Origin of the sequence: Cupriavidus sp. SK-4 (assembly GCF_000611125.1) — a bacterium.
GTDB classification, from domain to species: Bacteria; Pseudomonadota; Gammaproteobacteria; order Burkholderiales; family Burkholderiaceae; genus Cupriavidus; species Cupriavidus necator.
Window position 1 is genome coordinate 48,042 of the sequence record NZ_JFJW01000051.1, and the last position, 22,015, is coordinate 70,056.

General features: G+C 67.6%; 18 protein-coding genes and 1 riboswitch. Of the genes, 9 read left to right on the forward strand and 9 right to left on the reverse strand.

The annotated features are described in order from the left end of the window. Positions 1 to 379 precede the first annotated feature (379 nt). A riboswitch (guanidine-I (ykkC/yxkD leader) is annotated at positions 380 to 495 on the forward strand. A 62-nt stretch (positions 496 to 557) separates the two neighbouring features. The 9 genes from CF68_RS10070 to CF68_RS10110 all read left to right on the forward strand — a co-directional run bounded on the left by CF68_RS10070 (position 558) and on the right by CF68_RS10110 (position 12,669). Then, positions 558 to 1,571 (forward strand): ABC transporter substrate-binding protein, encoded by a 1,014-nt coding sequence (locus CF68_RS10070; protein WP_035818061.1) that lies wholly within the window; start codon positions 558 to 560, stop codon positions 1,569 to 1,571. Between the two features lie 7 nt (positions 1,572 to 1,578). Then, a complete protein-coding gene (locus CF68_RS10075) occupies positions 1,579 to 2,490 on the forward strand; it encodes an ABC transporter permease (protein ID WP_235205725.1) in 912 nt (303 codons plus the stop codon). Positions 2,491 to 2,493: 3 nt separating this feature from the next. Continuing rightward, positions 2,494 to 3,366, forward strand: coding sequence for an ABC transporter ATP-binding protein (locus CF68_RS10080; RefSeq protein ID WP_035818063.1), 873 nt, complete (start codon positions 2,494 to 2,496; stop codon positions 3,364 to 3,366). Positions 3,367 to 3,385: 19 nt separating this feature from the next. After that, positions 3,386 to 4,192, forward strand: a complete 807-nt coding sequence (locus CF68_RS10085) for an urea amidolyase associated protein UAAP1 (protein WP_084187162.1) — start codon at positions 3,386 to 3,388, stop codon at positions 4,190 to 4,192. A 32-nt stretch (positions 4,193 to 4,224) separates the two neighbouring features. Next, positions 4,225 to 4,938: an urea amidolyase associated protein UAAP2 gene (locus CF68_RS10090; protein ID WP_051591483.1), complete on the forward strand. Its 714-nt coding sequence runs from the start codon at positions 4,225 to 4,227 to the stop codon at positions 4,936 to 4,938. Positions 4,939 to 5,033: 95 nt separating this feature from the next. Then, positions 5,034 to 8,747: an urea carboxylase gene (gene uca / locus CF68_RS10095; RefSeq protein WP_051591480.1), complete on the forward strand. Its 3,714-nt coding sequence runs from the start codon at positions 5,034 to 5,036 to the stop codon at positions 8,745 to 8,747. Then, a complete protein-coding gene (atzF, locus tag CF68_RS10100; protein WP_084187166.1) occupies positions 8,744 to 10,648 on the forward strand; it encodes an allophanate hydrolase in 1,905 nt (634 codons plus the stop codon). Before uca ends, atzF begins: the two co-directional genes overlap by 4 nt. Positions 10,649 to 10,706: 58 nt before the next feature. Beyond that, positions 10,707 to 11,651: a TorF family putative porin gene (locus tag CF68_RS10105; protein ID WP_035818066.1), complete on the forward strand. Its 945-nt coding sequence runs from the start codon at positions 10,707 to 10,709 to the stop codon at positions 11,649 to 11,651. Between the two features lie 349 nt (positions 11,652 to 12,000). Continuing rightward, positions 12,001 to 12,669 carry a DUF2076 family protein gene (locus CF68_RS10110; protein ID WP_035818068.1) on the forward strand — a complete coding sequence of 223 codons (669 nt, stop codon included), beginning with the start codon at positions 12,001 to 12,003 and terminating at the stop codon, positions 12,667 to 12,669. 142 nt (positions 12,670 to 12,811) lie between these two features. On the opposite strand, the gene CF68_RS10115 is transcribed toward CF68_RS10110, so the two are convergent. From CF68_RS10115 to paaA, 9 genes are all read right to left on the reverse strand, one after another. Further along, a complete protein-coding gene (locus CF68_RS10115) occupies positions 12,812 to 14,476 on the reverse strand; it encodes a cation acetate symporter (protein WP_035818070.1) in 1,665 nt (554 codons plus the stop codon). Next, positions 14,473 to 14,781, reverse strand: coding sequence for a DUF485 domain-containing protein (locus CF68_RS10120; RefSeq protein ID WP_035818072.1), 309 nt, complete (start codon positions 14,779 to 14,781; stop codon positions 14,473 to 14,475). The genes CF68_RS10115 and CF68_RS10120 overlap by 4 nt, the downstream gene beginning before the upstream one ends. Positions 14,782 to 15,058: 277 nt before the next feature. Beyond that, a complete protein-coding gene (paaK, locus tag CF68_RS10125) occupies positions 15,059 to 16,408 on the reverse strand; it encodes a phenylacetate--CoA ligase PaaK (protein WP_035818073.1) in 1,350 nt (449 codons plus the stop codon). An 81-nt stretch (positions 16,409 to 16,489) separates the two neighbouring features. Next, positions 16,490 to 18,154: a phenylacetic acid degradation protein PaaN gene (gene paaN / locus CF68_RS10130; RefSeq protein WP_035818076.1), complete on the reverse strand. Its 1,665-nt coding sequence runs from the start codon at positions 18,152 to 18,154 to the stop codon at positions 16,490 to 16,492. Positions 18,155 to 18,212: 58 nt separating this feature from the next. Continuing rightward, the gene (gene paaE / locus CF68_RS10135; RefSeq protein WP_035818078.1) at positions 18,213 to 19,289 is read right to left on the reverse strand and encodes a 1,2-phenylacetyl-CoA epoxidase subunit PaaE; all 1,077 of its coding nucleotides are present in this window, start codon (positions 19,287 to 19,289) and stop codon (positions 18,213 to 18,215) included. A gap of 19 nt (positions 19,290 to 19,308) precedes the next feature. Next, positions 19,309 to 19,824, reverse strand: a complete 516-nt coding sequence (gene paaD / locus CF68_RS10140) for a 1,2-phenylacetyl-CoA epoxidase subunit PaaD (RefSeq protein WP_035818143.1) — start codon at positions 19,822 to 19,824, stop codon at positions 19,309 to 19,311. Positions 19,825 to 19,829: 5 nt separating this feature from the next. Continuing rightward, positions 19,830 to 20,585, reverse strand: a complete 756-nt coding sequence (gene paaC / locus CF68_RS10145; protein WP_035818082.1) for a 1,2-phenylacetyl-CoA epoxidase subunit PaaC — start codon at positions 20,583 to 20,585, stop codon at positions 19,830 to 19,832. Between the two features lie 11 nt (positions 20,586 to 20,596). Beyond that, complete coding sequence (gene paaB, locus CF68_RS10150; RefSeq protein ID WP_010809321.1) at positions 20,597 to 20,878, reverse strand: 1,2-phenylacetyl-CoA epoxidase subunit PaaB; 282 nt, start codon at positions 20,876 to 20,878, stop codon at positions 20,597 to 20,599. A gap of 54 nt (positions 20,879 to 20,932) precedes the next feature. Then, positions 20,933 to 21,919 carry a 1,2-phenylacetyl-CoA epoxidase subunit PaaA gene (gene paaA, locus CF68_RS10155; protein ID WP_035818085.1) on the reverse strand — a complete coding sequence of 329 codons (987 nt, stop codon included), beginning with the start codon at positions 21,917 to 21,919 and terminating at the stop codon, positions 20,933 to 20,935. Positions 21,920 to 22,015: the final 96 nt, after the last annotated feature.

The window sequence follows — 22,015 nt, forward strand, 5'->3', positions numbered from 1 at the left end:
CGCCGCGGCGCGCGCCGTCAGCCCTGCGAGAAGCAAAGCCGCACACTTTCGCAGCAGCGCGTGAAGTCTCGAATTGACTGGCATGGCTGGATCTCCGCTGTGATTCCGTGGCGCGCCGTCATGGCGTCGTAGCATGGCTGGCGCAAGGCGTGTGCCACCCAGGGGCACCGCGCATGTTCCTGGGTGTGCCTGAAATTAGTGCAGCGCGCGCTGCGCGCACCGGCCCGATGCACCGCATCGTAGCAGTTTGTCCGGCCCCTGCCCTGCCTTGGTGCTGCTCCCCGGCAGGGCGCTGCCATGGGCAGTGCCAATCCCTACAGCGGCACTCTGGCACGCCTATTGCGTAACTCCGGTCAGGGAAGCGATTTCGCATCGCTCACCGAAGGGTAGCTAGGGTTCCGGTCGTGCCGCGCACGACGTCTGGTCCAAGAGCAACCGGCCTCAGGCGCGCATGCTGGCGCCCAGGCTCCACGGCGGGACAAAAGCCCGGGAGATTCACTTCGTTGCGAGGTGTCTGCTTCCCTGCTTTTTTCTATCTGCCAGATCGGAGCCGAGGCATGCCTGCATTTTCTCTCTCATTGTTTTCGAATCGCCTGCCGGCGCGCGCCCGCGCCGGCTTGCTGGCCATCGCGGTGCTGGCTTACGGCCTGGGCGCGATGCGGCCCGCCGCGGCCGAGGTCAAGGTCGGCGTCTCCGACTGGCCGGGCTGGGTCGCCTGGTACGTGGCCGAGCAAAAGGGCTTCTTCAAGAAGCACGGCGCCGACGTGAAGCTGGTCTGGTTCGCGAACTACACGGATTCCATCGCGGCGCTTTCCTCCGGCCAACTGGACGCCAACTCGCAGACCTGGTCCGACACCCTGGGCCCGCTCGCCAAGGGCCTGCCGCTCAAGGCGGTTCTAGTCAATGACAATTCGGCAGGCAATGACGCGCTGCTGGTCAGCGCGCGCATCAAGTCTTTCGCGGATCTCAAGGGCAAGACCGTGGCCCTGGAGCAGTACAGCATCTCGCACTTCGTGCTGGCGACGGCGCTGGCGAGGAATGGCCTGAAGCCAGCCGATGTCAGGATCACCAACCTTGCCGCCGGGGATGCGGCGGCGGCATTCATGGCCGGCCGCGTGGACGCCGCGGTGGTCTGGAATCCATGGGTCGACCGCATCGTGCGCAGCGGCAAGGGTCGCGCGCTGTTCACGTCGAAGGACATGCCCGGGTTGATTCCCGATCTGCTGGTCGCGCGCGAAAAGGCCATTCAGGCCAAGCGCAAGGACCTGGTGGGCATGATCCGCGCATGGTTCGACACGCAGAAATTCCTTGCCGAGCAGCCCGCGGAAGCGGCCCGCATCATGGCGAAAGTCGTCAGCATGAAGCCGGAGGAATACGCCGTCTTCCTGCCCGGCACCCGCCTCTTCGACGGCGCCGCCAACAAGGCGGCCCTCGATCCGGCGCAGGGCGCGTCGCTGCAGGCCGTCGCACCGACCATTGCCGGATTCCTGCTGGAGCACAAGCTCATCGACGGCAAGCCGGACGCGACGCGCGGCGTCGACGCCAGCCTGCTCGCCGAAGCGTTGAAGTGAGGCAGCCATGAACGAGAAGACTGCCATGCTGCCGGCCGCGCTGCCGATGCTGCCACAAGCGCCGCCCGCACCGCCCGTCCTGGAGTCGCCAGATGCCTCACCCGCCGTGCCGCCGCTGCGCGCCCGGCCCAGGCCCTGGTGGAGCGTGCGCGCTGAAATCCCCGCTGGCCGCACCGCCGCACTGGTCAGCATCGGCCTGTTGCTGCCGCTGGCCGGCTGGGCCTTGCTGGCCGCCAGCGGCGCGGTAGACCCGGTATTCATGCCGGGTCCGCCGCAAGTGCTGCGCCGCCTCTGGGACTGGTTCAGCGAGGAGTCGCTGCCGGGCGACATCGGCATCAGCACGTTGCGCGTCGTGCTCGGCTGGGCGTTGTCCGCTGCGCTGGCGTTGCCGCTGGGCCTGATGATCGGCACCTTCCGCGGTGCGCAGGCGCTGCTGGAACCGCTGACCGACTTCATCCGCTACATGCCCGCGGTGGCCTTCATTCCGCTGGTCATGGTGTGGATCGGCATCGACGAGAGCGCCAAGGTCGCGATCATCTTCATCGGCACCTTCTTCCAGATGGTGCTGATGGTCGCTGAAGACGTCCGGCGCGTGCCGATGGCGCAGATCGAAGCCGCACAGACCATGGGCGCGAGCCGCGGCGAACTGATCCAGCTCGTCATCATCCCGGCTGCCAAGCCGGCGCTGCTCGACACGCTGCGCGTGACCATGGGCTGGGCCTGGACCTACCTGGTCGTGGCGGAACTGGTCGCGGCAAGCTCCGGGCTGGGGTTCTCGATCCTGAAGGCGCAGCGCTTCCTGCAGACCGACAAGATCTTCGCCGGCATCCTGCTGATCGGCCTGATTGGCCTGGCGATCGACCAGTTGATGCGCTGGACGCACCGCCGCGCCTTTCCTTACCTCCAAGCGAGACGCTGAACCATGGGCACATCCATCATTCCCAAGCTGCGCGCGCGCGGCGTCTGGAAGTTCTTCGACGCCGATACCACGCGTCCCGCCGCGCTGCAGGACGTGAATCTCGATATCGCCGATAACGCCTTCGTCACGCTCGTCGGCGCGTCCGGCTGCGGCAAGTCCACCTTGCTGCGCACGCTGGCGGGCCTGGAGCAGCACAGCGCCGGTGAAGTGTGGTGCGACAGCGAGCCGGTCGACGGTCCGGATCCGCGGCGCGCGATGGTGTTCCAGCACTACAGCCTGTACCCGTGGCTGACGGTGGAGGAGAACATCCGGTTCTGCCGCCGGCTGCAGGTCAGCATGAAGGATCGCACCAGCGCCGACGTGGAAGCGGCATCGGGCCGCGCCGACGCGTTGCTGCGGCTGATGGGCCTGTGCCACGTTGCGCGCGCCTATCCGAGCCAGCTTTCCGGCGGCATGCAGCAGCGCGTGGCCATCGCCCGCGCACTGATGAGCCGGCCGCCGGTGCTGCTGATGGACGAGCCGTTCGGCGCCCTTGACGCCCAGACGCGCGAGGTCATGCACGACCTGATCTTGCATGTGCACCGGCTGGAGCGCAGCACGATCGTCTTCGTCACGCACGACGTCGAGGAGGCCATCTACCTCGGGCAGCGCGTGGTGCTGATGGCCCCGCGTCCAGGCCGCGTCGACACTGTCTACGACGTGCCGCTGCCCGCGCATCGCACGCAGGACATGAAGCTTGCGCCGGAATTCCTCGACCTCAAGCGCGAAGTGCTGGCGCGTATCCGCGCCACCTCCGGCATGCAGACCGACTTCGACCTGCTCGAACAGCTTTCGCACACCGCTTCCACCGCAATGGCGCCCGAGCCGGTTGCCTGAGACCCCACGGAGACCCGATATGGAACACCCCGACCATCTCCTCGACAATCCCCCCACCCACGCCCCCGTGGACGCGGTGCCGCTGTGGCGCCGCTTCGCCGCCGGGCTGCCCGCCGAGCGCGTCGCCTGGAGCGAGATCGTGCCCGGCGGCGCGCACTGGAGCTGGCGCCTGTCGCGCGGCATGTCGCTACGCTTCGTCGCGCTGGAGGCGCGCGCCAACTGCTCGATCGTGCTGTACGCCGCGCACGACCGGCTCGAGCGCTACAGCATGCCAGATACCTGCAAGGCGCTGCACACCGCGCATTTCACGCGCGGCCACGTGCTGATGAGCGACATGGGCCGCGCCATGGCTTCGTTCACCCACGACACGCTCGGCTGGCACGATCCGTTCGGCGGCCTGCTCGATGCCCGCCGCATGCAGGAAAAGTATGGCGAGCGGCGTTTCGGCGAGCACCGCAACGCCATGCATCGCGCCGGGCGCGATGGCCTGCTCATCGAGATCGGCAAGTACGGCCTGAGCGCGCGTGACCTGATCGCCCCCGTCAATCTGTTCAGCCGCGTCACCGTCGACGCCGAGGGGCGCTTCGGCTTCGACGCGCAGCATCCTGTGCAAGGCAGTTCGGTCGAACTGCGCTGTGACATGGACCTGATCGTGGCCGTCTCAACCGCCCCGCATCCGCTCGATCCACGCCCGGACTATGCGCCCGGGAAGATCGGTATCGCCGCGTGGCGCACCGGCCCGGCGCCGGCGGACGACTACTGCCGCGGCTTCCGGCCGGAATGCGCGCGAGCCCTCCACAACGCCGACGTGTTCGCGCTCTCCTGATCGCGTCCGGCTCATGCAAAGGAAACCAGATGATGTCTGACAAAGCTCTCCCCTCTCCCGCCGCGCCCGTCGCCGCCGCCCTGCTGCGCGAGAGCCCGCTGGATCCGGCCAGCGCCGTGCTGCGCCACCGGCAGCCCGCCGGCGAGCCCTGGCTGGCTGAAGTCCGCGCCGGGCAGACCGTGCGTATCGTCGACCTCGACGGCAACCAGGCCGCCGATGTGCTTTTCTACAACCGGCACGAGGTTGCCGAGCACTACAGCGCCACCGACACGCTGCTGTGCCAGGGCGGCATCTACCTGACCACGGGTTCCGTGCTGGTCTCCAACAGCGGGCGGCCGATGCTGACGATCGTTGCCGATACCTGTGGCCGGCACGACACCCTGGGCGGCGCCTGCGCGGCCGAAAGCAACACCGTGCGTTACGCGCTGCAGAAGAAGTTCATGCATTCCTGCCGCGACAACTACCTGCTGGCGATGGCGACTGCCGACGTGGGCCTGGGCAAGCGCGACCTGGTGCCGAACGTCAACTTCTTCATGAACGTGCCGGTGACCCCCGCAGGCGGCCTGCAGTTCGCCGACGGCGTCTCGGGACCGGGCAAGTATGTCGAGCTGCGCGCTGAAATGGACCTGTGGATGCTGGTATCGAACTGCCCGCAGCTCAATAACCCGTGCAATGCCTACGATCCCACGCCGATTGAGTTCATCGTGTGGGATGCCGAACCCGGCCAGCCGCGCCACACCGCCTGATCGCCCCCCCTCAAAGCGCCGCCAGGCGCCGCCGCGGGACGACCCGCGGTCGTACGGTTTCCGGCAGGACGACCTGCCACGAGGGAGCCCTCCCCATGTCATTGCCCAGCGCCACGGCGCCCAACGTCGGCCACGCCCCGCGTGCGCCGCGCTTCGATACTGTCCTGATTGCCAATCGCGGCGCCATTGCCTGCCGCATCATTCGCACGCTGCGCCAGCTTGGACTGCGCGCCGTTGCCGTGTACTCCGAGGCCGATGCCGATTCCGCGCACGTCGCGCAAGCCGATGCGGCGATCTGCATCGGCCCGGCCGCGGCGGCCAGCAGCTATCTCGACGGCGACCGCATCCTGGCCGCCGCCCGCGAGGCCGGCGCCGGCGCCATCCATCCCGGCTACGGCTTCCTGTCCGAGAATCCAGCCTTCGCCGAGGCCTGCGAGGCCGCGGGCATTGCCTTCATTGGCCCGACCGCCGCGCAGATGCGCGCCTTCGGGCTCAAGCACACGGCCCGCGAGCTGGCCGCGCGGCATGGCGTGCCGCTGCTGCCCGGCAGCGGACTGCTCGACGACCTCGACAGCGCGCGTGCCGAGGCCGCGCGCATCGGCTACCCCGTGATGCTCAAAAGCACCGCCGGCGGCGGCGGCATTGGCATGCGCATGATCCGCGGCGAAGCGGAACTCGCGCCCGCATTCGAGGCCGTGCAGCGGCTGGCGCGCGCCAATTTCAAGGACGCCGGCCTGTTCCTGGAAAAATTCATCGAACGTGCCCGCCATATCGAAGTGCAGTTGTTCGGCGATGGCCGCGGGGAGGTCGTCGCGCTCGGCGAACGCGACTGCTCGGCCCAGCGCCGCAACCAGAAGGTCATCGAGGAAACGCCGGCCCCCGGGCTGGACGCCGGCACCCGCGCCGCGCTGCTCGATGCCGCCGTGAAGCTTGGGCGCGCCGTGGACTATCGCTCGGCCGGCACCGTGGAGTTCGTGCTCGATGCGGGCACCGGCGCCTTCCACTTCCTGGAGGTCAACACGCGCCTGCAGGTCGAGCATGGCGTCACCGAACAGGTCACAGGCGTCGACCTGGTGGCATGGATGGTGCAACTGGCGCGTGGCGACGCCTTCGCGTTGCGCGCGCCGCAGCCGCGCGGCGCCTCGATCCAGGTGCGGCTCTATGCCGAGGATCCGGCCCGCAACTTCCAGCCCAGCGCCGGGCTGCTGACGGAAGTCGCGTTTCCCGCCGGCGCGCGGGTCGAAACCTGGGTGAGCGCCGGCACCGAGGTGCCGCCGCATTACGACCCGATGCTCGCCAAGCTGATCGTCACCGGCTCGGATCGCGCCGACGCCGTGGACAAGCTGCGCGCCGCGCTGCGCGACACGCGGCTGGGCGGTATCGAGACCAACCTGCGCTACCTGCGCGCCGTGGCGGCAGCGCCCGAGTTTGCCGAGGGCCGCATCACCACGCGCTCGCTGGCCGATTTCCGCCATCGCCCGAACGCCGTTGAAGTGCTCGAGCCCGGTGTCCAGACCAGTGTGCAGGACTGGCCGGGCCGTACCGGCTACTGGGACGTGGGCCTGCCGCCGTCCGGCCCGATGGATGACCTGGCGCACCGCCTCGCCAACCGGCTGGTGGGCAACGCTGAAGGCGCCGCCGCGCTCGAATGCACGCTGGGCGGCCCGGCACTGCGCTTCCACGACGATGCCGTCATCGCGCTCTGTGGCGCGACGATGGCCGCGACGCTCGACGGCGCCGCGCTGCCGCCGTGGCAGGCGCATCGTGTCGCGGCGGGCAGCGTGTTGCGGCTGGGCGCGGTGCAGGATCGCGGCAGCCGGGCCTACCTGGCGATTCGCGGCGGCATCGATGTGCCGCGCTATCTCGGCAGCCGCGCCACCTTCACGCTGGGCCAGTTCGGCGGCCACGGCGGACGCGTGCTGCGCGCCGCCGACATGCTGCACATCGGAAACGATACCGATGGCGCCGTCGACCCCACCGCCTTGCCGGCGCTGGCGCCGGAGGACGTGCCCGCCTGCCCGCCCGCCTGCCAGGCCTGGGACATCGCCGTGCTGTATGGCCCGCACGGCGCGCCCGATTTCTTCACGGATGGCGATATCGACATGGTCTTTGCCACCGACTGGCAGGTCCACTACAACTCCAGCCGTACCGGAGTGCGCCTGATCGGGCCAAAGCCGCAATGGGCACGGCGCGACGGCGGCGAGGCCGGGCTGCATCCGTCCAATATCCACGACAACGCCTACGCCATTGGCGCCATCGACTTCACCGGCGACATGCCGGTCATCCTGGGACCAGACGGTCCCAGCCTGGGTGGCTTCGTCTGCCCGGCGGTGGTCATCGGCGCAGAGCGCTGGAAACTGGGCCAGCTCAGGCCCGGCGATACCGTCCGCTTCAGCCGCGTCACGCAGGCCGAGGCCGCGCGGCGACAAGCGGCGCAGGACCGCTGGGTGCGGGAACTGTCCGCGCCGCAGGCGTGCGCGGACAGCATCGACACGGGCGGCCCGGAATCGCCGATCCTGTCCGAGCGCGCCGCCACCGCCACCCGGCCGGCGCTGGTCGTGCGCCAGGCGGGCGACCGCTACCTGCTGGTGGAACTCGGCGAGCTGCAACTCGATATTGCGCTGCGCATGCGCATCCATGCCTTGCATGCGCGGCTGTCGGAGATGCGGCTCGACGGCATCGTCGATCTCACGCCGGGCGTCCGCTCGTTGCAGCTGCACTTCGATCCGCGCCGCGTTCACCGCGCCGCGCTGATCGACGCCGTCCTTGCGGCTGACGACGCGCTGGGCGACACCGACGACCTGGTGGTGCCGTCGCGCACCGTATACCTGCCGCTGTCCTGGGACGACAGCGCCACGCGGCTGGCCATCGACAAATATATGCAGTCGGTGCGCCCGGACGCGCCCTGGTGCCCGAGCAACATCGAGTTCATCCGCCGCATCAACGGCCTGGACTCCATCGAGGACGTCAAACGCATCGTCTTTGACGCTAGCTACCTCGTGCTCGGGCTTGGCGACGTCTATCTGGGCGCCCCGGTCGCAACGCCGGTCGATCCGCGCCACCGCCTGGTCACCACCAAGTACAACCCCGCGCGGACCTGGACGCCCGAGAACGCCGTCGGCATCGGCGGCGCGTACATGTGCGTCTACGGCATGGAAGGCCCCGGCGGCTACCAGTTCGTCGGCAGGACGCTGCAGATGTGGAACCGCTGGCGCGATGCGGCGAGCGGCGCGGCGGCCTTCGAGGCCGGCAAGCCGTGGCTGCTGCGCAGCTTCGACAGCATCCGCTTCTACCCGGTGAGCGAGGACGAGCTCGCGCGCATTCGGCGGGAGTTTCCGGTTGGCCGCTATCCGCTGCGGATCGAGGCGGGCAGCTTCGGCATGCGCGAGTACCGGCAGTTCCTCGATGACAACGCGCAGGACATCACAGCGTTCCGTGAGCGCCAGCAGGTGGCTTTCGCCGCAGAGCGCGAACGGTGGCGCGCGCTCGGGCAGGCCGAGTACGTCGATGAATCGGATGCGCCAGCCGCAATCGCGCCAAGCGACGGCGATGCACTGCCCGAGGGCGCCCGCACGATCTGCAGTCAGGTGCCGGGCAGCGTCTGGAAGGTGCTGGTGCAGGAAAGCGCCACCGTTGCCGAGGGCGACACGCTGATGGTGATCGAGTCCATGAAGATGGAATTCGCCGTCACCGCGCCGTGCGCCGGCCGCGCCTGCCGTATCGCCTGCCGCGAGGGCAGCGCGGTGGGTGCCGGGCAGGAAGTCGCCGTCGTCATTCCCGAAACCGTATCCATCGAGGAGGCAGCATGAGCCAATCCTTCCAACCAGGCGTCAATCCCGCGAGCGTCACCGGCGCGCCGCACGGGCCAGCCGGCCCCGGTGTCCCATTCGCGCTCGACATCGCCACCCTGCTGGCAGCCTACCGCAGCGGTGAACGCAGGCCGACGGAGGTCGTGGAAGCGATCATTGCCGCCACGGCGGACGATCCGCATCGCGCCTGGATCCACCGCGTGGAAGCGGACGCGCTGCGCGCCCGTGCCCGCGCGCTCGAACGGCACGGCGCAAGCGACCTGCCGCTCTTTGGCATCCCGTTCGCGATCAAGGACAACATCGACCTGGCCGGTGTTCCCACCACGGCTGGCTGCCCCGATTATGCCTATGTGCCGGAGGAAAGCGCCTTTGTCGTGCAACGGTTGCTCGACGCGGGGGCCATCGCGGTCGGCAAGACCAACCTCGACCAGTTCGCCACCGGCCTGAACGGCACCCGTTCACCTTATGGCGCGTGCCGCAATGCCTTCGACCCGGAGCGCATCTCGGGAGGCTCCAGTTCCGGCTCGGCCGTCGCGCTGGCACTTGGGCAAGTCAGCTTTTCCCTGGGTACCGACACTGCCGGCTCGGGCCGCGTCCCGGCCGCGTTCAATCACCTGGTCGGCCTCAAGCCTACGTGCGGCCTGCTGTCCGCCACCGGCATGGTGCCCGCCTGCCGCTCGCTCGACACGGTTTCCATCTTCGCGCTGACCGCTTCGGATGCACATCGCGTGTTTGCGGTGGCACTGGGGTTCGATGAGGCGGACGCCTACGCGCGTCCGTCCCGCGCGTACGGCTTCGACTTCGGCAGCGCCGCGCGCTTCCGGCTGGGCATCCCGGCACCCGGCCAGATCGAATTCCGTGAGCCTGGCTATGCCGACGCCTATGCCCAGGCTTGCGAGCATGCACGCGGGCTTGGCGCCGAACTCGTGGAGATCGACTTCGCCCCGTTCATGGCCGCGGCCCGCCTGCTCTACGAGGGCCCCTGGGTGGCGGAGCGCTACCAGGCGATCCGCGCCTTCATCGACAGCCATCCCGCTTCGGTCTTTCCCGTCACGCGGGAGATCACGCTGGGCGGCGCCTTGCCACGTGCCGCCGACGCCTTCGCCGCGATGTACCGGCTCCGTTCACTGCGGCGCCGGTGCGATGCCGCATGGCAGCGGGCCGACGCGTTGCTGTTGCCGACCGTGTCGTCGCACCCGACGATCACCGCGATGCTGGAGGAGCCGGTCGCACACAACAGCGAGCTGGGGCGCTACACCAACTTCATGAATCTGCTCGACTACGCGGGCATTGCGGTGCCGGCCGGATTCACCGCCAACGGCCTGACGTTTGGCATCACCCTCGCCGCCCCCGCGCACCAGGACGTGCCGCTGCTGCATCTGGCGGACCGCTGGCAGCGCGCCCTGCACGGGCGCTCGGCGACGCTGGGCGCCACGTCGCGCGTGTTTCCTTCCGGCCCCGGCGGCAGCTTCGCGCCGGCAGTGCGTTCGGGCCAGGTGCACATCGCCGTATGCGGTGCGCACCTGGAGGGCCGGCCACTTCACCCGCAGCTTGCCGACCGCGGTGCGCGGCTGGTGGCCCGCACGCGTACGGCGCCCCGCTACCGCCTCTACGCCCTGGCTGACAGTGGCGCCGCTGTGCAGCGGCCCGGCCTCGTGCATGCGGCCGCGGGCGAATCCGGCGCAGCCATCGAGGTCGAGGTCTGGGAGATGCCTGAATCGCATTTCGGCAGCTTTGTCGCGGGCATTCCCGCGCCACTCGGCATCGGCCGCACCGAACTGGCGGATGGCACCACGGTGCCCGGCTTCATCTGCGAACCGCGGGGACTCGCCGGCGCCACGGACATCACGGCATTCGGCGGCTGGCGCGCGTGGCTGGACCAGCGCGCGAACGGCGCCTGACTCACCTCGGCCAGAGCGCCGTCCGCTTTCACACCCATTTTCCAATCGAACTTGCACCATGCCCGCCCTACTGTCCTCGCTTCGCCACCCGGCCGCCTGCGCGCTGCTTTGCAGTCTCCTGTTGCCCGTTACCAATGCCCGCGCCGACGACGCCACGGCAGCAACGGCCACCGAATCCCCGTCAGCGCAGAAGAACGGACCCTATACCTTCACCGGCCACGTTGACGTGGTGTCGCGCTACGTGCTGCGGGGCGCCACCACCACCTACGGCAACGGCACGCCGCTCGGCAATGCCGGCGGCGACGCCCCCGAATCCTCGCGCCCGGCGCTGCAATGGGGGCTGGACCTCGCGCACGAAAGCGGCTGGAGCGTGGGCTATTGGGCCTCGATGATCAACTACTCCTACCAGCAATTCGGACGCTCCTATAGCGACCGCGGCATCACGGACTTCCAGCGCGACAAGTCCATCGAGAATGATTTCTATGGCGCCTACAGCGGCAAGCTGGCCGGGGATCTCGGCTATACGCTGGGTATGACGGCCTACTACTACATCAACGGCGAGCACGCGAACGCGTTTGAAACCAAGGCCGGCCTGTCATACGGACCGTTCAGCCTCAATGCCCAGACGCTGCTGAACGACGTGGTGTGGGGCAACAAGGGCGATACGTACTGGACGCTGGTCTACTCCACCTTGCTTCCCTACAACGTCACGTTCACATCCACCCTTGGCGCCTACACCTACAACCGCCAGGGCAAGTACCTCGGCTCTGTCGATACGCTGACCGGCACCGCCTGCGGTCCGCACGCGGCCTTCGTCGTCAACGGCTGCTTTGCCGGCAACTCGCCTTCGCGAGGCGGCTTTCGCCACTTGACGCTGGCGTTGAACGCCCCCATTCCCGGAACGCCAGTGACGGTCGGCGTACAGTGGATCATTGGGGGCAGCAACCGCTTCGGCGTGCACCAGGACAACCGCTGGATCGCATCGCTCAGCGCGGGGTTCTGACGCGTGGAGGACGCCGCGGGCCAGTCAAAGCGCTACATGCCGGCGCCTGAACTGCCAGGCCCGGCCTGGATCGCGGCCAGTCAGGATGAGTATGAATCAATTCGGTGACTACCAGAACGAAAGTGCCAGGATTGAGGTGTCGCCCATCAGGCCAGCCGGGCGCCTCGAGTCCCGACTCCGGCAGCGCATCAACTTCCAGGCAAAGGCCGCTGCACATCATCGAGCGCGGGCTGCGGCCAAAAGCCGCTTGCAGCGCGCATTCACCTTCGACGTCCCCTACCCTTTAAGTCTCCCTTAAGTCTTTCCTCATAGAGTGACGGTGTACCAGCAACAACCGGATAGAGACGCCATGACCCCGCAAGATACGCAAGCACTCGAAGTCTTCCTGACTCAATTGACCCAGGCCCGCGCCGGCGCGAAGGACCCGCAGGCGCAGGCACTCATCGCCCAGGCGGTCGCGATACAGCCGGACGCCGCCTATTTGCTGGTCCAGCGGGCCATGCTGCTCGATCATGCCTTGTCGACGGCAAAGGCGCAGATCGCTGCATTGCAGGGCCAGTTACAGGCTGCGCAGGCCAACGGCTCACGCAGCTTCATCGATCAGCAGAATGCGTGGGGCGCCAGTGCGAATCCTGCTGCCGCGACGCCCGTGCCTGCGCCCGCTCAGGCCGTGTCACCCGCGCTGCAGACCGCCCCGGCGCAGCCGCCCCGGCCGGGCTGCCTGACCGGAGGGTTCGGCAGCACGCTGGGCACCATCGCAACCACGGCTGCCGGCGTGGCCGGCGGTGCCTTCCTGTTCCAGGGTATCGAGAACCTGTTCGGCCACAGCAGCAAGAACGCGTTCCCGGAGCCGTCCGGCATGAACACGCCAGGAACGGAAACGAACGTCGTCAACAACTACTACGGGAACGATGACCAGGCATCGGTCGCTGCGCGCGATGGGGGCTCGGATAGCGGCAATCTCGATGCGGGCCTGAGCGACGACGGTTTCCTGGACGACGATTCGACCGTGATCTAGCGTCATCGCGCGCGCGTGGCACGCGGGGGAAGCAGATGTCCTGATGGCGCGGTGCACGGGACCCAGGGGCCGCGCCCTGGATCAGGACGCAGAAACCACTGGCCGAATAGCCTTGCTGCCAAGCTGCCCTCCCCCCCCAGCATCAATGCTGACTCGCCCCGGCAGCGCCAATCCCGGTCATGGCACGCACGAACTGCGCACCATAGCGCTGGCGCTCGGTGCCGGCCCGGGCGGAGCGGTCCAGCACCGACGCCAGCCAGGCGCTGGCAAAGGCCAGCGTCATCGAGAACAGCGCCGGGTTGGCATACGGGAAGATCGCCTTGTCATGATGCAGGATGCCCACCCAGACCGTCGGGCCCAGCACCAGCAGCGCCACCGCCGACACCAGACCGGCCAGGCTGCCGGCCACGGCGCCGCGCGTGGTCAGGCCTTTCCAGAACATCGACAGGAACAGCACCGGGAAGTTGACCGAGGCCGCGATCGCCAGCACCAGGCCGGACAGGAAAGCGATGTTCTGCTTCTCGAACATCACGCCCAGCACCATGGCCAGCACGCCGATCACCAGGGTGGCCGCCTTGGACACCCGGATCTCGTCCTTCTCGTTGGCCTTTCCGCGGCGGAACACATTGGCGTACAGGTCGTGCGAGACCGCCGAAGCGCCCGACAGGGCCAGGCCCGCCACCACCGCGAGGATGGTCGCGAACGCCACCGCCGAGATAAAGCCCAGGAAGAGATCGCCGCCGATCGCATGCGACAGGTGCACCGCCACCATATTGCTGCCGCCGATGATCTTGCCGGCCGCGTCGCGGTAGGACGGATCCGCGCCCACCATCACGATCGCACCGAAGCCCACCACCAGGATCAGCACGTAGAAGTAGCCGATGAAGCCGGTGGCGTAGAGCACGGACTTGCGCGCCTCGCGGGCGTCGGCCACGGTGAAGAAGCGCATCAGGATGTGCGGCAGGCCCGCGGTGCCGAACATCATCCCTACCCCCAGCGAGATCGCATCGATGGGATTGGACACCAGCCCGCCCGGCGACAGGATCGCCAGCCCCTTGTCATGCACCTTGGCCGCACCGGCGAACATGGCTTCCGGGCTGAAGCCGAAGTACGCCAGCACCATCACGGCCATGAAGGTCACGCCGCCCAGCAGCAGCGCGGCCTTGATGATCTGCACCCAGGTGGTGGCCAGCATGCCGCCGAACATCACATACAGCACCATCAGCAGGCCGACGATCACCACGGCGGACTCATAGCTGGTGCCGAACAGCAACTCAATCAGCTTGCCGGCGCCGACCATCTGCGCCACCAGGTACATGATCACCACCGTCAGCGTGCCGCAGGCGGCGGTGATCCGCACCGGCTTCTGCGCCAGCCGGTATGACACCACGTCGGCAAAGGTATAGCGGCCAAGGTTGCGCAGCCGTTCGGCGACGATGAACAGGATGATCGGCCAGCCGGCCACCACGCCCAGCGCGTAGATCAGCCCGTCGTAGCCCTTGTCGAACATCATCGCGGAGATGCCGAGGAAAGAGGCCGCCGAGACCATGTCGCCGGCAATTGCCAGGCCGTTCTGGAAGCCGCTCAGCCCGCCCCCGGCGGCATAGAAGTCTGATGCCGAGCGCGTGCGGCGCGCGGCCCAGCGTGTAATGCCGAGCGTGAACAGCACGAACAGCAGGAACATCACGATGGCGCTCCAGTTCAGCGGCCGCGGCGCGGCATCGCCCTGGATTGCGGGTGCCGCCGAGGCGGCCATGCTGGCAAGCCCGAGCAGGGCCGCGCACAGGTAACGGTTGGCGGGCTTCATGCCTGGCACTCCTTGCGCACGCGTTCGTTGAGCGGGTCCAGGTCGCGGTTGGCCCGGTACACGTAGATCCCGGTCAGCAGCACGGCCGCGACGATCACCGCCACGCCGACGGGAATGCCCACGGTCATCACACCCGCGCCGAGCGGTGTGCCGAGCGTGGCCGGCGAGAATGCCAGCAGCAGGATAAAGCCGAAGTAGATCGCCAGCATGACCAGCGTCAGCGACCAGCCCAGGCGGGTCCGCCCGTTGATCAGCCGGATGAAATCGGGGTGGTTCTGGATGATTTCCAGTTGTCGCGCGTCCATGGGGGTCTCCTTTGGCGCAGGGGTGGGCGTGGCGCCTCTGGGTGAGCGCCATCGATGGATGATTCGTTGAGGCTTAAACTCTTCCGGCGATGTGCTCCCTCTCCCCGCATGAGGAGAGGGCCGGGGTGAGGGGTGGTTTAGCTAGGATCCAAATCAAGCGGGGCCTTTGGTTTTATCCAGCATAGCGCCCGTTGAAGCCTCCGCCCTCACCCCAACCCTCTCCCGCAAGCGGGAGAGGGAGCACACATGCAGCGGCTTGTCAGTTCATGCGATACGTTCAGATCGCCCCGACCGACTGCTCGTGCGTGACCTTCGGCCGCATATCGAGCACCCGCCGCGCCTTGCCGACAGTGGTGCGCTCGATGCCGTCCGCATCCACCACCTGCACGCGCGTGGTCACGCCCACATAGGTCTTGATCTGCTCCTTCAGCCCGCGCTCCAGCGTCGCGCGGTCGTCGGCGCAGAGCGGGGCCGAACGTCCACGCCGCGCTTCGACGCGCACTTCCAGCTTGTCCAGGTGGCCGTCGCGGGTCACCACCAGCTGGTACTGCGGCGCCAGGGCCGGCGTCTTCAGGATCAGCTCCTCGATCTGCGACGGGAACACATTGACGCCGCGGATGATCAGCATGTCGTCCGAGCGGCCGGTGATCTTGCCGATGCGGCGCATCGAACGCGAGGTGGGCGGCAGAAGGCGCGTCAGGTCGCGCGTGCGGTAGCGGATCACCGGCAGCGCTTCCTTGGTGAGCGACGTGAACACCAGTTCGCCCTCTTCGCCATCCGGCAGCACCTCGCCGGTCACCGGGTCGATGATCTCGGCGTAGAAGTGGTCTTCCCAGATCACCGGGCCGTCCTTGCTCTCGATGCATTCGCATGCGACACCCGGCCCCATGACTTCAGACAGGCCGTAGATGTCCACTGCGTCGATGCCGGCGCGGGCCTCGATCTCGGCGCGCATCGCATCCGTCCACGGCTCGGCGCCGAAGATGCCGACCTTGAGCGAGCTTTCCGACGGATCCATGCCCTGGCGCTCCATCTCCTCGATCAGGTTCAGCATGTACGACGGCGTCACCATGATGATGTTGGGCTCGAACTCGCGGATCAGCTGTACCTGTTTCTCGGTCTGTCCGCCGGACATGGGGATCACCGTGCAGCCGGCCTTCTCGGCGCCATAGTGGGCGCCCAGGCCGCCCGTGAACAGGCCATAGCCATAGCTGACATGGACCAGGTCGCCGGCGCGGCCGCCGGCGGCGCGGATGGAGCGCGCCACCACGCTGGCCCAGGTATCGATATCCTTCGCGGTATAGCCGACCACGGTCGGCTTGCCCGTGGTGCCGCTCGACGCATGCACGCGCGCCACCTTCTCGCGCGGCACCGCGAACATGCCGAAGGGATAATTGTCGCGCAGGTCCTGCTTGGTCAGGAACGGGAATTTCGACAGGTCTGACAGCGACTGCAGGTCGTCCGGATGCACCCCGGCCGCATGGAAGGCCTTGCGGTAGTGCGGCACGTTGTCGTAGGCATGGCGCACGCTCCATTTCAGCCGTTCCAGCTGCAGCGCCTGCAGTTCGTCGCGGCTGGCGCGCTCGATCGGCTCCAGCTCGTTGGGGTTAGGGATGCGTTGAACCATTGTCTACTCCATCATCGTTATGATTGCGCCGCATACGTATTTGGGGGCCGGCGCCGGGTACTGCGACTGCTAGTTAGTGCATCAGATATGGGAACGGCTCTGCACCACGCGGAAGCGGTTGGCGACGAAGGCCGCATCCGACAGCGAGGCATTGGCTGCCGGGTTGGCGCCGGTGGCATGGAAGTCGCTGAACGCGGCCGACTGGTTGACGAACACGCCCCCGGTCAGGTTCAGCGACAGGGCCACGCCCGCGTCCTCGGCGGCTTCGCGGATGCCCTCGGACACGCCGGCATCGGTGGTGTATGCCGACAACGTCAGTGCGCCATGTTCCTTCGCACCGCGATGCGCCAGCGCGATGCTGTGCGCGGTGTTGTCGGTGGCGACGATGAAGGAGATCGGGCCAAACAGCTCCTGCATGATCTTGCCCTCGTCGCTGGCGTCCACCTTGAGCACCAGCGGCGTGCGGATACGCGCGCCGGGGAACTCCGGGTGCTCCAGCGCGCGGCTGTCGGCGACGATCTCGCCCAGCGCGCGCGACGATTCGATGCGCTGCACCACCATGTCGTTCTGGATCGCGCCCAGCAGTTCCACCGCCTTGGCCGCATCGCTGGTGAGCCTGACTACGCCCTCCCCGATCGCCGCGGCCACCTGGTCGAAGCTGAGGTGCCCTTCCGGCGTGTCGATGCCGCCCTTCGGCACATAGATGTTCTGCGGTGCCGTGCACATCTGGCCCGAGTACAGCGCCAGCGAGAACGCGATATTGCGCACCATGCCCTTGAAGTCGCTGGTGGAGTCGATCACGATCTGGTTGACGCCGGCCTTCTCGGTATAGACCTGGGCCTGGTGCGCATTGCGCTCCAGCCATTCGCCATTGGCGCTGCTGCCGGTGAAGTCGATCAGGCGCACTTCCGGGCGCAGTGCCAGCGTCGAGGCCATGCGCTCGGTCGGGTCGTTGGCCACCAGCGTGACCAGGTTCGGGTCGAAGCCGGCTTCCTGCAGCACCTCGCGCGCCACCTCGACGGTGATCGCCAGCGGCAGGATCGCGCCCGGGTGCGGCTTGACCACCACTGCGTTGCCGGTCGCCAGGCTGGCGAACAGGCCGGGATAGCCGTTCCAGGTCGGGAAGGTGCAGCAGCCGATCACCAGGCCCACGCCGCGCGGCACCACGCTGTAGCGCTTCTCCATGCGCAGCGGCTCGTTCTTGCCCTGCGGCTTCTCCCAGATCGCCTGCTTCGGGATGCGGCGCATCTCGTCCCAGGCGTAGGCCACCGCTTCCAGCCCGCGGTCCTGCGCGTGCGGGCCGCCGGCCTGGAAGGCCATCATGAAGGCCTGGCCGGTGGTGTGCATCACCGCGTAGGCGATCTCGAAGCTGCGGCGGTTCAGGCGCTGCAGGATTTCCAGCGAAACGCCGACCCAGGCTTCCGGCCCGGCCTTGCGCCAGGCCGGCATGCCTTCGGCCACGCCGGCAAAGAGCTGGTCGAGGTCGGGCTTCGGATAGGTGACACCCAGTTCCGCGCCGTACGGCGAGACTTCCTTGCCGGCCTGGCCGACCGTGCCCGGCTGCGACAGCGCGAACGGGCGGTTCAGGCGGGCCTCGAAGGCAGCCTTGCCGTCGGCGTTGGCGGTTTCGCCGTAGACCCTGGGGCTCGGCATTTCGGTGAACGGGCTCCAGTAGCCGCGCTCGGCAATGGCTTGGGTGGCTTGTTCCAGCAGCGCCTGGTGGCGTTCAAAAAACAGATGGGACACGGCTTGCTCCGGGGGCAGAATGGTTTGTGTATGGGTCGGGATGGCAGCAGGAAACGCCTCAGGTTTCCTGGTCGAAGTCGATCACCAGCTTGTCGCTGACGGCGTAGCTCTGGCAGCTGAGGATGAAGCCGCGCGCGACTTCGTAATCCTCCAGCGCAAAGTTGACGTCCATGTCGACCTCGCCTTCGATGCGCTTGCAGCGGCAGGTCGAGCAGACCCCGCCCTTGCATGAGTAAGGCAGCTCGATGCCTTGCGCCAGCGCGGCATCCAGCACGGTCTCCTTGTTCTTCTCCAGCGTGAAGGAGCGCGTGCGGCCGTCCTGGATCACCGTGACCTCGCACTGCTGCAGACCCACCTGCTTGTGCGCATGCGCCGCCGGGCGGGCCGCGGGAATGCTGGTGGCAAACAGCTCGCGCTTGATGCGGGCCTTGTCCACGCCGTTGTCGAGCAACGCCTGCGACACCTCTTCCATCATCGAATGCGGGCCGCAGATAAAGGCGATGTCGATGTCCTGCGGCTTGACCCAGTGCTTGAGCAAGGCATTGACCTTTTCGCCATCGATGCGGCCGTTGAAGAGGTCAATGTCAAGCTGCTCGCGGCTGAGCACGAACACCAGGTTGAAGCGCTGCAGGTAGGTGTCCTTCAGGTCTTCCAGCTCTTCCTTGAACAGCACCGACGACGAGGCGCGGTTGCCGTAGAACAGCGTGAAGCGGCTTTCCGGCTCGGCTTGCAGCGTGGTCTTGATGATCGACAGCATCGGCGTGATGCCGCTGCCGGCGGCGAAGGCCACGTAGTGTCTCGCCTGCGTGGCGGACAGCGGCACGTGGAAGTGGCCGGATGGCGGCATCACCTCCAGCTTCATGCCGGGCTGCAGTTGCTCGTTGGCCCAGTTGGAGAACAGGCCGCCGTCGACGCGCTTGATCGCCACGCGCAGCTGCGCGTCCTGCACCGCCGAGCAGATCGAGTACGAGCGGCGCACGTCCTCGCCGCCGATGCCGGTGCGCAGCGTCAGGTGCTGGCCCTGGATGTAGCGGTAGGTGTCGGCCAGTTCATCCGGCACGGCAAAGGTCACGGCCACGGCATCCCGGGTTTCGCGGGTGACCGAGGCCACGGTCAGTTCATGGAATTTGCTCATCTCACTACCCCGGTCAGGCTCAGTGCGCCTTGAAGTAATCGAACGGTTCCTTGCAGTCGCCGCAGCGGTACAGGGCCTTGCAGGCGGTCGAGCCGAACTGGCTGACCAGCCGCGTGTGCCGCGAGCCGCAGTGCGGGCAGGCCACCACCAGCGCAGGCGCCGCCTTGCGGCTGATGCCGCTGATGTCGATCACCTGCTGGGCCGGCGGCGCAATGCCGTAGCCACCCAGGCTGGCCTTGCCGCGCGGCGTCATCCAGTCGGTGGTCCAGGCCGGCGCCAGTTGCGTGCGCACACGCACGCTGGCGATGCCCTGCGCGGCCAGCGTGCGCTCGATCTCCTCCCGGATCACCGTCATGGCCGGGCAGCCGGAGTACGTCGGGGTGATGGTGACGACGCAGGCGTCGTCCTCCCATGCCACGTCGCGCACGATGCCGAGATCCACCACGGAGATCACCGGGATCTCGGGATCGGGCACCGTATCGAGCCAGGTCCAGACCTGCCCGATGGCCGGGCGTGCGATCGCTTGCGCAGTCATGGCGTTCACCAGCTGGCGCCCGGATAGGCGCGCTGCAGGAACTGCATTTCGGCCAGCAGGTAGCCGAGGTGTTCGGTATGGCGGCCGGGGCGGCCGCCGCTCTGCGACCACGTCCCGGCAGGCAGCCGCAGCGTGGCTTCTTCCAGCACCGCTGCCACGTGGCGCTGCCACGGTGCGGCCAGTGATGCGGGATCGGGCACCACGCCGTCCTGCACCAGCGCGGCGTCGCCCGCGTCGGACTCGAACAGCTCACCGCTGAACATCCACAGGTCGTCAAAGGCATCCCGCATGCGGCGGTGGCTCTCTTCGCTGCCGTCGCCCAGGCGCACCACCAGGTCGGCGCTGCGGCGCACGTGGTAGGTCACTTCCTTGAGCGACTTGGCGGCGATCTCGGCAATGCGGGCATCGGTCGAGCGCTGCAGGCCATCGAGCAGGAAGTAGTGCCAGGTGTCGAACAGGAACTGCCGCGCCAGCGTATCGGCATAGCTGCCGTTGGGCTGCTCCGCCAGCAGCAGGTTGCGGAACTGGTGCGCGTCGCGCAGGTAGGCCAGCTGGTCGGCGCTGCGGCCGGCGCCCTCCACTTCCGCGGCGTAGCCCAGCCACAGCCGGGTCTGGCCGATCAGGTCGAGCGCGACATTGGTCAGCGCGATGTCTTCTTCCAGCGCCGGGCCGCGGCCGCACCATTCCGACAGGCGCTGGCCGAGGACCAGCGTGGAGTCGCCGAGGCGCAGCAGGTATTGGAGCTTGTGGTTGTCCATCATGCGGGCCCGTATCAGATGTGCTTGACGGCTTCCGGCATCGGGAAGAACGTCGGATGGCGGTAGACCTTGCTGTTGGCCGGCTCGAACAGCGGGCCCTTGTCGCCGGGGCTGCTGGCGACGACATCACCGGCCTTCACCACCCAGACGCTGACGCCCTCGTTGCGGCGCGTATAGACGTCACGCGCGTTGTTGATCGCCATTTCGCCGTCGGGCGCGTGCAGGCTGCCCACGTGCTTGTGGGCTAGGCCGTGCTGGCTGCGGATAAAGATCTCCCAAAGCGGCCACTCTTTCATGGCAACCTCCTGTGTCATTGCGTTGGATGGATGGCGGTGCCGGGCGCCGCGGCGTCAGGCGGCGGCGCGCTGGGCCTGCTTGTCGGCGTGGGTCACCAGGGCGTCGCGGAACCACGCGCCCTCTTCCCAGGCCTTGACGCGGGTGCGCAGGCGGTCGCGGTTGCAGGGGCCGTTGCCCTGGATGACGTTGTAGAACTCGGACCAGTCGATCTCGCCGAAGTCATAGTGGCCGCGCTCCTCGTTCCACTTCAGCTCGGGATCGGGAATGGTCAAACCCAGGTACTCGGCCTGCGGCACGGTCTGGTCGACCATCTTCTGGCGCAGCTCGTCATTGGAGAACAGCTTGATGCGCCATTGCATGGATTGCGCGCTGTTGGGCGAATCGCCGTCGGACGGGCCGAACATCATCAGCGCCGGCCACCACCAGCGGTTGAGCGCGTCCTGCGCCATCTGCTTCTGCTCGGGGGTGCCGTTGCACAGTGACAGCAGGATGTCGTAGCCCTGGCGCTGGTGGAACGACTCTTCCTTGCACACGCGCACCATGGCGCGCGCATACGGGCCGAACGAACAGCGGCACAGCGGCACCTGGTTGATGATGGCCGAGCCGTCGACCAGCCAGCCGATCATGCCGATATCGGCCCAGCTCAGCGTCGGGTAGTTGAAGATGCTGGAATACTTGGCCTTGCCGGTGTGCAGGTCGCCCAGCATCTGGTCGCGCGACACGCCCAGCGTCTCGGCCGCGCTGTAGAGATACAGGCCATGGCCAGCCTCGTCCTGGATCTTGGCCAGCAAGACTGCCTTGCGCTCCAGCGTCGGCGCGCGGGTGACCCAGTTGCCTTCCGGCAGCTGGCCCACGATCTCCGAATGCGCATGCTGCGAGATCTGGCGGACCAGGGTCTTGCGATAGGCCTCGGGCATCCAGTCCTTGGCCTCGATCTTGATCCCGGCATCGACGCGCGCCTGGAACTCGCGTTCCTGCGGCTCCATTTCTTCCATGGCGCGAAGCCTCGTCGCTCCTGTCTCCACCAGCTGTGCGTACATCCTTTGCTCCGCTCTTGGTTGCTCTGAATCGGGGTCTTGACCTGCATCAACATCGTCAGTTGCAACGGATGGTAGTGATACACTTTGATTCAATCA

Excerpts from the sequence above, each read along its gene's own strand:
- paaB (WP_010809321.1), bottom strand. The coding sequence starts at position 20,878 with ATGAAAGAGTGGCCGCTTTGGGAGATCTTTATCCGCAGCCAGCACGGC.
- paaE (WP_035818078.1), bottom strand. The coding sequence starts at position 19,289 with ATGAGCAAATTCCATGAACTGACCGTGGCCTCGGTCACCCGCGAAACC.
- CF68_RS10090 (WP_051591483.1), top strand. The coding sequence starts at position 4,225 with ATGTCTGACAAAGCTCTCCCCTCTCCCGCCGCGCCCGTCGCCGCCGCC.
- CF68_RS10085 (WP_084187162.1), top strand. The coding sequence starts at position 3,386 with ATGGAACACCCCGACCATCTCCTCGACAATCCCCCCACCCACGCCCCC.
- paaC (WP_035818082.1), bottom strand. The coding sequence starts at position 20,585 with ATGATGGACAACCACAAGCTCCAATACCTGCTGCGCCTCGGCGACTCC.
- CF68_RS10110 (WP_035818068.1), top strand. The coding sequence starts at position 12,001 with ATGACCCCGCAAGATACGCAAGCACTCGAAGTCTTCCTGACTCAATTG.
- CF68_RS10120 (WP_035818072.1), bottom strand. The coding sequence starts at position 14,781 with ATGGACGCGCGACAACTGGAAATCATCCAGAACCACCCCGATTTCATC.
- CF68_RS10075 (WP_235205725.1), top strand. The coding sequence starts at position 1,579 with ATGAACGAGAAGACTGCCATGCTGCCGGCCGCGCTGCCGATGCTGCCA.
- CF68_RS10105 (WP_035818066.1), top strand. The coding sequence starts at position 10,707 with ATGCCCGCCCTACTGTCCTCGCTTCGCCACCCGGCCGCCTGCGCGCTG.
- CF68_RS10070 (WP_035818061.1), top strand. The coding sequence starts at position 558 with ATGCCTGCATTTTCTCTCTCATTGTTTTCGAATCGCCTGCCGGCGCGC.
- paaK (WP_035818073.1), bottom strand. The coding sequence starts at position 16,408 with ATGGTTCAACGCATCCCTAACCCCAACGAGCTGGAGCCGATCGAGCGC.
- paaD (WP_035818143.1), bottom strand. The coding sequence starts at position 19,824 with ATGACTGCGCAAGCGATCGCACGCCCGGCCATCGGGCAGGTCTGGACC.
- CF68_RS10080 (WP_035818063.1), top strand. The coding sequence starts at position 2,494 with ATGGGCACATCCATCATTCCCAAGCTGCGCGCGCGCGGCGTCTGGAAG.
- atzF (WP_084187166.1), top strand. The coding sequence starts at position 8,744 with ATGAGCCAATCCTTCCAACCAGGCGTCAATCCCGCGAGCGTCACCGGC.
- paaA (WP_035818085.1), bottom strand. The coding sequence starts at position 21,919 with ATGTACGCACAGCTGGTGGAGACAGGAGCGACGAGGCTTCGCGCCATG.
- CF68_RS10115 (WP_035818070.1), bottom strand. The coding sequence starts at position 14,476 with ATGAAGCCCGCCAACCGTTACCTGTGCGCGGCCCTGCTCGGGCTTGCC.
- uca (WP_051591480.1), top strand. The coding sequence starts at position 5,034 with ATGTCATTGCCCAGCGCCACGGCGCCCAACGTCGGCCACGCCCCGCGT.